This window comes from Pseudomonas sp. GZD-209 (assembly GCF_049310485.1).
Taxonomy (GTDB): Bacteria; Pseudomonadota; Gammaproteobacteria; order Pseudomonadales; family Pseudomonadaceae; genus Aquipseudomonas; species Aquipseudomonas sichuanensis.
In genome coordinates this window covers 16,874-27,885 of the sequence record NZ_JBMOWQ010000222.1, presented here as the reverse complement: position 1 = coordinate 27,885, position 11,012 = coordinate 16,874, and the positions used below count along the sequence as shown (strand labels likewise).

General features: G+C 65.8%; 8 protein-coding genes. 3 read left to right on the top strand and 5 right to left on the bottom strand.

Annotated features, from left to right (window positions below; translation table 11 throughout):
• Positions 1 to 64: 64 nt before the first annotated feature.
• The 5 genes from ACO6VM_RS22675 to ACO6VM_RS22655 form a co-directional block, all read right to left on the bottom strand.
• Positions 65 to 1,057 (bottom strand): hydrolase, encoded by a 993-nt coding sequence (locus ACO6VM_RS22675; RefSeq protein WP_401055688.1) that lies wholly within the window; start codon positions 1,055 to 1,057, stop codon positions 65 to 67.
• Positions 1,058 to 1,117: 60 nt separating this feature from the next.
• Positions 1,118 to 3,838, bottom strand: coding sequence for a M16 family metallopeptidase (locus ACO6VM_RS22670; RefSeq protein WP_422403844.1), 2,721 nt, complete (start codon positions 3,836 to 3,838; stop codon positions 1,118 to 1,120).
• 69 nt (positions 3,839 to 3,907) lie between these two features.
• Complete coding sequence (rsmD, locus tag ACO6VM_RS22665) at positions 3,908 to 4,516, bottom strand: 16S rRNA (guanine(966)-N(2))-methyltransferase RsmD (RefSeq protein WP_401055685.1); 609 nt, start codon at positions 4,514 to 4,516, stop codon at positions 3,908 to 3,910.
• Complete coding sequence (locus tag ACO6VM_RS22660; RefSeq protein ID WP_422403843.1) at positions 4,516 to 6,009, bottom strand: M16 family metallopeptidase; 1,494 nt, start codon at positions 6,007 to 6,009, stop codon at positions 4,516 to 4,518. The genes rsmD and ACO6VM_RS22660 overlap by 1 nt, the downstream gene beginning before the upstream one ends.
• Positions 6,002 to 7,357, bottom strand: a complete 1,356-nt coding sequence (locus tag ACO6VM_RS22655) for a M16 family metallopeptidase (RefSeq protein WP_401055681.1) — start codon at positions 7,355 to 7,357, stop codon at positions 6,002 to 6,004. The genes ACO6VM_RS22660 and ACO6VM_RS22655 overlap by 8 nt, the downstream gene beginning before the upstream one ends.
• Before the next feature lie 234 nt (positions 7,358 to 7,591).
• Between ACO6VM_RS22655 and ftsY the strand changes: the two genes are divergently transcribed.
• From ftsY to ftsX, 3 genes are read left to right on the top strand one after another with little or no spacing between them, the layout of a single operon-like run.
• Positions 7,592 to 9,211: a signal recognition particle-docking protein FtsY gene (gene ftsY / locus ACO6VM_RS22650; RefSeq protein WP_422403842.1), complete on the top strand. Its 1,620-nt coding sequence runs from the start codon at positions 7,592 to 7,594 to the stop codon at positions 9,209 to 9,211.
• Entirely contained in the window at positions 9,208 to 9,879 is a 672-nt protein-coding gene (ftsE, locus tag ACO6VM_RS22645) for a cell division ATP-binding protein FtsE (protein ID WP_011531723.1), read from the top strand. The genes ftsY and ftsE overlap by 4 nt, the downstream gene beginning before the upstream one ends.
• Entirely contained in the window at positions 9,876 to 10,904 is a 1,029-nt protein-coding gene (gene ftsX / locus ACO6VM_RS22640; protein WP_125465933.1) for a permease-like cell division protein FtsX, read from the top strand. The genes ftsE and ftsX overlap by 4 nt, the downstream gene beginning before the upstream one ends.
• The last annotated feature ends 108 nt before the right edge of the window (positions 10,905 to 11,012 follow it).

The following is an 11,012-nucleotide window of genomic DNA, read 5'->3' as shown; positions in this document are numbered from 1 at the left end:
CAACACCCCCCCCCCACCCCACCACACCCCCGCGGGCCCTCCCCCCCCCCCCCGCGATGAGGTCTTATCTCCCGTCCACCAGCCACTGCGGAATCCGCCGCTCCAGGTAATACCCTGGGTTGCGCAGACTGCCGTCGACGAATCCCACATGCCCACCACGGCTGTGCAGCTCGAAATGCGTCTGCGGCGCCAGCTCGCTGGCGCTCGGCAAGCTGTGGTCGAACACGAACGGGTCGTCGCTGGAGTGGATGATCAGCGTCGGCGTGCGGTTTTCGCCCAGGTAATAGCGGCTGGAAGCGCGCCGGTAATAGTCGTGGGCATCGTTGAAACCGTTGAGGGGCGCGGTCACCCGGCCATCGAAATCCCAGAAGGTACGCAGGTTGCGCAGCGAGCCCAGGCGTTCGATCTCGGCCAGGCCTTGATGGTGCCCCTTGTCGCGAAAGTGCCGCTGCTTGTCCTGCACGTAAGCGAGCATCTCGCGCATGAAATGCGCCTGGTAGACCTTGGAGAACCCCAGGCCGATACGGTCGGCGCACTGGTCCAGGCGAAACGGCACCGACACCGCCACCGCCGCCTCCAGCTGGCTGGCCGAACCGCTTTCTCCCAGATACTTGAGCAGCACATTGCCCCCCAGCGAGTAACCGACCGCATACAGCGGTGCCAGCGGCCGTCGGGCACGCAAGTGGCGGATGGTTTCGGCGAGGTCTTCGCTGGCGCCGGAATGGTAGCTGCGCGCCAGCAGGTTGGGTTCCCCCGAGCAGCCGCGCCAGTTGAGCGCCACGCTGGCCCAGCCGCGCGCCTGCAGCGCCTGCTGCAGGCCTTTGACGTAGGGCGAGTTGGAAGAACCGGTCAGCCCATGCAGCACCAGCACCAGCGGCGCATCGGCCTGGTGCGGGCCGTGCCAGTCGAGGTCGAGGAAGTCGCCGTCGGCCAGCCACAGGCGTTCGCGTTCGCGGGGCAGTTCGGGGAGCTTGCGCCACAGCGGGCCCCACAGGGTCTGCAGGTGCGGATTGGCCAGGCCGGTGGCCGGGCGGAACGTGGCGGTGAGGCTGGGCATGCTGGGCGACTCGTGATGTGCCCGCCTAGAGTGCCATGAAACACCGCCACTGTAATTGCGCTATTGGTCGATTGCGGCCAAGGCTGGCAGGGCTTTCTGCCCGGTGCGCGGGCCGATGCTGAGGCACACGCAGCGCTCGATGACCAGCAAGCGCCTGGCCGCAGCCTGCACGGCTGCCGGGGTCAGTTGTGCAAGCTGTTGCAGGTAGACGGCATGGTGGTCTGTGGTAACCGTACCGGCGCCAAGGTCGGCCAGCTGCGTTGCCAACGCATTGTTGTCGGAAAATGCGCGGAGCAGGCCACCTCCCAGTTGGTTGACGGCAAGTTCCAGTTCGTCCTGGCTCGGCCCGTGCTCGATGAAGCACTGGATGACCTGCTTCACCAGTGCCACAGAGGCGTCCAGGTAGACGGGGTCAATGTCCCAACTGATGTTCAGGAAGGTGGCCGCCCGGTAAGTGCGCAAATGGCTGTCGATGCTGTAGGTCAGGTTGCGGCGCTCACGCAGTTCGGCAACCAGGCGTGACTCGAAGCCGGCGCCGAGTAACTCGTGGGTCACGACCATGGCCGTGTACTCGGCGTCAGAGCGCTTCACGTCGAGGGGCAGGGCCAAGGTCACCTCGCAATTGCTGCCGGTTTGCTCCAGGTGGACGGCGACGGCCTTGTCCAGTGGGATTGCCGGTTGTGGTGGCGGGAGCGCGGGGCGCTTGCTTGGCAGTGCCTGGGTCAGCGTGTCGAGCATTTGCCTGGCCTCTGTCAGGCTCAGGTCACCCACCAATGTGATCTCCAGGTTTGCGGCGGTATAGGCGCGTTGATGGAATGCCCTGACCTTGTCCACGTCGATATCGGCAACGCTGGCGCTGGTGCCTGCATAGTCGCGGCCATAGGCATGCTGCGGGAACAGGCGGCTGAGCATTGCCACGTCGATGCGTTGCGCGGGGCTGCTTTCGCGCCGCTGCAGGTACCGCAGCACACGCGCCTGGATGCCGGAATATGCGTCTGCCTCCAGGGCTGGCCGGGCAACCATCGCGGTGAACAGTTCGAGCGCCGCTTCACGCAGCGGCGCCGCGCAGTGAGCGCTCAGGCCAATTCGCGCGTGGTCGTGGCTGATGTCTCGTTGCACGCTTGCCCCGAGGGCGCTGAGCCCCGCCGCGAAGCCCAGGGCGTCCAGGCTTTCGATGCCTTGATCGAGCGTATACAGCGTAAGCGCCGCAAGGCCCGGGGTGTCACCGTCCTGGCAGGCGCCAGCGTTGAAGCGCAGGCGCAGTTCGAACAGTGGTGAGCCTTGCCTGGCGATGAAGGTCACGCGGCTGCCATTGGCAGTGTCCCAGGTGTGGACTGACTGGGCCGGAGCAGGCAGGTGGTGGGTGTCGATGCTGGCAGCCGACTGCAGTGTGGAGAAATCGGCCGCTGCAAGGCGGCCGGCAAGGTCCGCACAGGTCAATGGCAGGTGTTCGCTTGCTTCCGGGGCTGTGACTTGCGGTGCGAGCATGTGGGTAACCGCCATGCGCTCGTCGGCCAGGAACCGCTGTGCGGCCAACTGGATATCTTCAGGCGTGAGTGCGATCAGTGCCTGCAGGACCTGGTCATGCACCTCGGGCTTGAGCCCGCTGAGGGCATACGAAGCGATGGATTGGGCCTGTTTTTGCGGTGAATCCCAGGCGATGAGCTGCGCGGTGAGCAGCCGGAACTTGAGTGCATCGAGTGTCTGAGCGCTGGGCGGCGCTTGTCGGAGTGCATCGAGGATGTGCCGTATCTGCTCGATGGCCTGTTGTGGCGTGCCCTGGTCGGGATTGCTGTAGGCATACAGCGTCAGCAATGTGTCGCCGCGGGTCAGGTGGTCATAGAAGGCTTCGGTACCTGTGAGCAGTTGCCGATCACGGACCAGGCTGGCGTACAGCATCGAATCGGCACCATTGGCCAGCAGTTCCGGCAGCAGCATCAAGGCCGCTGCCGTGGCGGTCGATTCGGCAGTCGCCAGGCTCGGCACATTGAAGGACAGATACAGGCCATCGCGCAGCCCTGGCAGCGTGATGGCTTGCTGGCGGGCCTGATGGCTTGCCGTCTGGCCGGGGCCGGGCAAGGCAGGCAGCACTGCTGCACTCCAAGCGCCGAAGTGGCGCTCGACCCAGCCCTGCAAGCGCGCCCGGTCGACGTTGCCAACCACTACCAGCGTCGCATTGTTGGGGTGGTACCAGGTGCGGTACCAGGTTCGTACGGTGTCGGGCTTCATGTAGTGAAGGTCCACGGCATCACCGAAACTGGGCGCGGCGTACGGGCTGCTGCCGTGGGCCAGGCGTTTATGGTGTTCGAACGTCTGTTGTTCGGGGTCGTTGTCGAGTTTGAGCCGGCGCTCGTCGTTGACTGCCTTGACGGCGCGCTCGAAGCCGTCCGTGGTGAGGCTGGCGTTGGCCATGCTGTCACCCAGGATCTCCAGTGCGACTTCCAGGCGCGCAGCCGGCAGAGTCACTTCGTAGACGGTGCCGTCATCCTGGGTCGAGGCATTGGCCACGCCACCCAACCGGCCGATGACTCTGGAAAACTGTCCGGGTGCGAGCTTGGCGCTACCCTCGAACAGCATGTGTTCGAGCAGGTGGGCCAGGTTGGTATGCCCCAAGGGGTCGTGGCTGGCGCCGACGTGGTAGCAGAGCTGAACACAGGCCAGGGGACTGCGCGGGTCTTCTTGCAGATAAACGTTCAGGCCATTGTCGAGAACGAAATGTTGCAGTGGCGGCTTTGCCGCAGGGATCAGCGAAGAAAGGCTGACTGTCGGGGGGAGGGCCATGCTCGAAGTGCTCCGTCACGAGTGATGAGCGGAGCAGCTTCGGGCACTTCTGCTGGTGGGCGGTGTTACTTAAATCTGGGTGCGCTGCCAGAGCGCGTAGTGCACCTGGCCGGTCTTCTTCTCGCGGTGCAGGCGCCAGTTGCCCGGCATCGGCAGGGTGGAGGGCGCGGCCTCGCTTTCGGTGTAGATCCACGCCTGCTCGCGCAGCCACTGGCCCTGTTCAAGCAGGTTGCAGGTGTTGGCCAGCAGGTCCTGGTGGAAGGGCGGGTCGAGGAACACCAGGTCGAACTGCTGCTTGGCCGGGCCTTGCAGGTAGCGCAGGGCGTCGGTTTGCAGGATCTGCCCGCGCGGGCAGCGCAGCAGTTCGAGGTTGTGCTTGAGGTTGGCGATGGCAGCCGGGTTGCTGTCGAGTGCCACGGCGTTTTCCGCGCCGCGGGACAGGGCTTCGAGCACCAGTGCGCCGCTGCCGGTGAAGGCATCCAGCACGCGGGCGCCCTCGATGTACGGCGCCAGCCAGTTGAACAGGGTTTCGCGCACGCGGTCGGGGGTGGGGCGCAGGCCGTCGCCTTCGGGGACGGCCAGGCGACGGCTGCGCCATTCGCCAGCGATGATGCGCAACTGGCCGGGGCCTTTGCTGGCGCCAGGGGCGCTGCGCGCGGGGGTGTTGGGGCGTGCCATTAATGCTCCGGTACGCCGAGCGGCCGCTCGGCGGGTTTGTCAGTGGGGGCCGGCAGCGGCTGCTGTGCCACCTTCGGGCCGACGGTGACGATCACCAGCTTGTCCGCCGCCAGGTGCTTGTTCATGGCGGCCTTGACCTGCTCGACGGTCAGCGCCTGGGACTGCTGCATGAAGTCTTCCAGCCAGCTCAGCGGCAGGTTGTAGAAGCCGATCGCGCCCAACTGGCCGACGATACTGGCGTTGCTGGCATTGGACAGCGGGAAGCTGCCGGCCAGTTCGCGCTTGGCGTCGTCCAGTTCCTGTTGCGTCGGGCCGCTCTTGAGGTAGTCGGCCAGCAGGTCCTGGACCAGCTTGAGCGTGCCTTCGCTGAGCTCGGCACGGGTCTGCAGGTTGATCATGAACGGGCCGCGTACCTGCATCGGGCTGAACACCGAGTACACCCCGTAGGTCAGGCCGCGCTTTTCGCGCACTTCGCTCATCAGCCGGGTACCAAAGGCGCCGCCGCCGAGGATCTGGTTGCCCAGCGACAGTGCGGGCCAGTCCGGGTCGTTACGGTCGATGCCAAGTTCGGCCAGCATCAGGTGAGTCTGCTTGGACGCAAAGTCGATGTGGGTCATGCCTGGCTTGGGTTCAACCGGCTGCTCGGGCTTGGCCAGGGCCGGGCCTTTGGGCAGGCCGGCGGAAACCTGGGCGGCGATGGCTTCGGCTTCGCTGCGGCTGAGGTCGCCGACCAGCGCGATCACCGCGTTGCCGGCGGCATAGGCCTTGGCGTGGAAGGCGCGCAGCTGATCGAGGGTGATGGCGGTGACCGTCTGGGCCGTGCCGTCGCTGGGGTGAGCGTAGGGGTGGCTGCCGTACAGGTTGGCGAACAGGGTCTTGCCGGCGATCTTGCCGGGGTTCTGCTTTTCATACTCGAAGCCGGCCAGCATCTGGTTTCTGATGCGCTTGAGGGCGTCATCGGGGAAGGTCGGTTTGCCCACCACCTCGGTGAACAGCTTGAGTGCCGGCTCGCGCTTGTCGGCGGCGCTGAGGCTGCGCAGCGAGGCCACGGCCATGTCGCGGTAGGAGCCATTGCCAAAGTCTGCGCCCAGGCCCTCGAAGCCTTCGGCGATGGCGGTGACGTCCTTGCCGGCCACACCCTCGTTGAGCATGGCGTTGGTCAGCGTGGCCACGCCTGGCGTCGCGCCGTCCTGGCTGCTGCCGGCGGCGAAGGTCAGGCGCAGGTCGAACATCGGCAGCTCGCGGGCTTCGACGAACAATACGCGGGTGCCTTCGGCGGTGGTCCAGTGCTGGATGTTCAACTGACGGCGGCTGGGGGCCTTGCCGTCCAGTTCGGCCAGCGATTGCAGCGAGTTGGCCGGGCGGGCCGCGCCAGCGGGCTGGCTGGCGCTGTCGGACTGGGCCGGGCGGGCCAGCAGCAGGGCGGTGGCCACCACCAGCACGATGATGCCAAGGCCCAGCAGGGTGTAGCGGGGTGCGCTGCGGTCACTCATGAGCGGACTCCTCGGGCAGTACATGGGCAACGCTCAGGCGTTCGCGGGTGAAGTAGGTGCGGGCAGCGGCCTGGATGTCTTCCGGGGTCACGCGCTTGAGGTCGTCGAGTTCGCTGTCGATCAGTTTCCAGGACAGACCGACGGTTTCCAGCTGGCCGATGGTGGTGGCCTGGCTGCTGATGGAGTCACGGTCGTAGACCAGGCCAGCAATCACCTGGGCGCGCACGCGCTCGAGCTCTTCGGCGGTCGGTGGGGTGGTCTTGAGTTCGTCGAGCAGTTGCCAGACGCCTTTCTCGACCTCGGCCAGGGTCTTTTTCTTCTGCACGTTGGGGGTGGCCGAGATCAGGAACAGGCTGTCGCCCCGGGTGAAGGCGTTGTAGCTGGACGAGGCACCGGCCACCAGCTCCTGGCCGCGCTCCAGGCGCGCCGGCATGCGGGCGCTGTAGCCGCCGTCGAGCAGCGCGGAAATCAGCCGCAGCGCGTTGACCGTGCGCGGGTCCTTGGCGGTGGCCAGGGCCGGCACGTTGAAGCCGTAGATCAGGCTCGGCAACTGCGTCTGCACGTGCAGGGTCAGCTTGCGCAGGCCGGGTTCGGCCAGCTCCAGCGGCAGCTTGCTGGGGGGCACGGCGCGCTTGGGGATGGGGCCGAAGTATTTTTGTGCGAGGGTTTTCACTTCGTCGGGGGTGACGTCGCCGACGACCACCAGGGTGGCGTTGTTCGGCGCGTACCAGGACTCGTACCAGTGGCGCAGCTCTTCGACCTTCATGCGTTCGAGGTCGGCCATCCAGCCGATGGTCGGGGTGTGGTAGCCGCTGGCCGGGTAGGCCATGGCACGGAACAGCTCGAAGGCTTTGGAGCTGGGCTGATCGTCGGTGCGCAGGCGGCGCTCTTCCTTGATCACCTCGATCTCGCGGCTGAACTCGTCGGCCGGCAGGCGCAGGCTGGCCAGGCGGTCGGCTTCCAGTTCGAAGGCCACCGGCAGGCGGTCGCGGGCCAGCACCTGGTAATAGGCGGTGTAGTCGTCGCTGGTGAAGGCGTTCTCTTCGGCGCCCAGGTCACGCAGGATGCGCGATGCTTCGCCAGGGCCGAGCTTGGCGCTGCCCTTGAACATCATGTGCTCCAGGGCGTGGGACAGGCCTGTCTGGCCCGGGGTTTCGTAGCTGGAACCGACCTTGTACCAGATCTGCGAAACCACCACCGGGGCACGGTGGTCCTCGCGCACGACCACTTTCAGGCCGTTGTCGAGGATGAATTCGTGGGTGGGTTGCACATCGGCGGCGAAGGCCGCAAGCGGCAGGCACAGCGTGCCGAGCAACAGGCCAGCGGCGCGGCGGGCTAGAGCATTCATACGGTGTTTAACCTGTTCTGCGGCCCGCTTGGGTTTAGCGTCGGCGGGCCAGGAGGTGCTAGGATACTGATCCGGTTGCCTGGCGACCATGCCTGTCGCCGTTCTGGCCCGCAGGCCCTAAAGACAAAACGTTGCGCATGAACCAGTCGGTTACAAAATAGTCTGTTCTGCGTGACTCAAGAATTCCCGATGCGCCACTGCTGGCGCATCGCTACCCTGAGATAGCCGTCTTCCATGTTTGGTTCCAACGACGACAAAAAAGCGCCGGCTGCGGCTGGCGAGAAGAAAGGCCTGTTCAGCTGGTTCCGCAAGAAGCCGGAACAACCTGTCGCCGAACAGCCGCAAACCCCAGAACCGCAGGCCGCAGAGCCGGCCGCACTGCAGGTGCCTGCTGTCGAGCCGCTGCCGGCGGCAGTGCCCGAGCCCGTAGTGGTCGAGCCTGTGCCGGAGCCGGTGGTTGCCGCGCCTCAGGTTGTGCCTGAGCCAGTGGTTGAGACACCGCAGCCAGTGTCGGTGCCGGAGCCGGTAGTTGTCGCGCCTCAGGCTGTGCCTGAGCCAGTGGTTATCACACCGCAGCCAGTGTCGGTGCCCGAGCCAGTGGTCGCCACGCCGCAATATGCGCCTGCCGCTGCCCCCGTGGTTGTTCAGCCTGAGCCTGTGGTTGCCGCGCCTGTAGAGCCAGCACCGGTCGAAGTGCCTGCGGCCCCGGTCAGCAACCTGGTACTGCCTGTCGCCGAAGAACCGGTGGCACTGGTTGAGGACCTGGAGCCCAAGGCGCCGCCTGCCATCCCTGCTCGCCCGCTCGTCGAGCCGGCTGCCACTGTCGCAGCGGCCCCGGCGCCGGTTGTCGAAGCCCAACCGGCCATCGCGCCGGCCCCGGTCGAACCCGAGCCCGTTGCCGCGGCTGCCGCCGAACCGTCCAAGCCCGGTTTCTTTGCCCGTCTCAAGCAGGGCCTGTCGAAGACCAGCGCCAGCATTGGCGAGGGCATGGCCAGCCTGTTCATGGGCAAGAAGGTCATCGATGACGACCTGCTCGACGAAATCGAAACCCGCCTGCTGACCGCCGACGTCGGCGTCGAGGCCACCTCGGCCATCGTCCAGAACCTCACCCAGAAAGTTGCCCGCAAGCAGCTGGCCGACGCCGACGCGCTGTACAAGTCGCTGCAGGAAGAACTGGCCGCGCTGCTGCGCCCGGTCGAGCAGCCGCTGAAGATCGAGGCGCAGACCAAGCCCTACGTGATCCTGGTGGTCGGCGTGAACGGCGCCGGCAAGACCACCACCATCGGCAAGCTGGCGAAAAAGCTGCAGCTCGAAGGCAAGAAGGTCATGCTCGCCGCCGGCGACACCTTCCGTGCCGCCGCCGTGGAGCAGCTGCAGGTGTGGGGCGAGCGCAACCAGATCCCGGTGATCGCCCAGCACACCGGTGCCGACTCGGCTTCGGTGATCTTCGATGCCGTGCAGGCCGCCAAGGCGCGCAACGTCGATGTGCTGATCGCCGACACCGCCGGGCGCCTGCACACCAAGGACAACCTGATGGAAGAGCTGAAGAAGGTCCGTCGGGTGATTGGCAAGCTCGACGCCGAGGCGCCCCACGAGGTGCTGCTGGTGCTCGACGCCGGTACCGGGCAGAACGCCATCAGCCAGGCCAAGTACTTCAACCAGAGCGTGGAACTGACCGGCCTGGCCCTGACCAAGCTGGACGGCACCGCCAAGGGTGGGGTGATCTTCGCCCTGGCCAAGCAGTTCAACATTCCGATCCGCTTCATTGGTGTGGGCGAGGGTATCGATGACCTGCGCACCTTCGAGGCTGAATCTTTCGTCAAGGCACTGTTTGCCGAGCGGGAACCTGCATGATCCGATTCGAACAGGTCGCCAAACGCTACCCCAACGGCCACGTCGGCCTGCATGAGCTGAGCTTCCGGGCGCGGCGTGGCGAGTTCCTGTTCGTCACCGGCCACTCCGGCGCCGGCAAGAGCACCTTGTTGCGCCTGTTGTTGGCCATGGAACGCCCTACCAGCGGCAAGCTGCTGCTGGCGGGGCAGGACCTGGGGCAGATCAGCAACGCGCAGATTCCGTTCCTGCGCCGGCAGATCGGCGTGGTGTTCCAGAACCACCAGTTGCTGTTCGACCGCACCGTGTTCAACAACATCGCCTTGCCGCTGCAGATCCTCGGGCTGTCCAAGGCCGAGATCGCCAAGCGCGTCGACTCGGCGCTGGAGCGCGTGTCGTTGAGCGACAAGGGCGAGCTGTTCCCGGCCGACCTGTCCACTGGCCAGCAACAGCGTGTCGGTATCGCTCGGGCGATCGTCCACCAGCCGGCATTGCTGCTGGCGGACGAGCCCACCGGTAACCTCGACCCGCGCCTGGCCGCCGAGATCATGGGCGTGTTCGAAGACATCAACCGCCTGGGCACCACCGTATTGATCGCCAGCCACGACTTGGCGCTGATCGCGCGCATGCGCCACCGCATGCTGACGCTGCAACGCGGCCGCTTGATCGGCGATGGGGAGGCCGGGCAATGAGCACCACACGTACACCAAAGGTTTCCGAGCGGGTCGCACCCAAGCCAGCCGACCCACAACCTGCGAAGAAAAAGCGCGGTGACCACGACGACGATGGCCCGGACTTCAGCACCTTGCTGCACGCCTGGCTGGAAAGCCACCGTGCCAGCCTGGCCGACAGCCTGCGCCGCCTGGCCAAGCAGCCGATCGGCAGCTTCTTCACCTGCCTGGTGATGGCCGTGGCGCTGAGCATGCCCATGGGTCTGTCGCTGCTGCTCAAGAACGTCGAGAAGCTCGGCGGTTCGTGGCAGCGCGCGGCGCAGATTTCGCTGTACCTCAAGCTCGACGCCAGCAGCCGCGATGGCGAAGCATTGCGTGACGAGATCAAGGGCATGCCGGGCGTTGCCGAGGCCCAGTACGTCAGCCGTGAGCAGGCGCTGGAAGAGTTCCAGCAGCAGTCTGGCCTGGGCGAGGCCCTGCGCGAGCTGCCGGACAACCCGCTGCCCGGCGTGGTGGTGGTGACCCCGAGCGAAGTCGACAAACCGGCCCTGGAAGCGCTGCGCCAGCGCCTGGCAGAGCTGCCACGGGTGGAAGCGGCACAGCTGGACCTGGTCTGGGTCGAGCGCCTGGCGGCGATCCTCAAGCTGGGTGATCGCTTTGTCTTCGGCCTTGCGGTGATGCTTATTTCTGCCTTGCTGTTAGTAATCGGTAACACAATTCGTCTACATATCGAGAACCGCCGCGTCGAGATCGAAGTGATCAAGCTGGTGGGCGGCACCGACAGCTACGTGCGTCGGCCTTTCCTCTACATGGGGGCGCTGTATGGCCTGGGTGCCGGGGTGCTGGCCTGGGGGATCCTGGCGTTCGGCCTGAACTGGCTCAACGACGCGGTCGTCGGGCTTTCCGGCCTGTATGGCAGCGATTTCGCCCTGGGCGGGGTGCCGGCTGCCGATGGTCTTTCCCTCTTGATCGGCGCGGTGCTGTTGGGGTATATCGGTGCATGGATCGCGGTGGCTCGGCATCTGAACGAGCTGGCACCACGATAATGTTTCATCGCCAGCATTGACTTTTTTTCATCCAGGAACTTGTCTCGCGGTTCCGGGTCTATGCTGGCAGTGCCCACAAGGCACGAGTCTGTAAGTCGGAGGTACTTG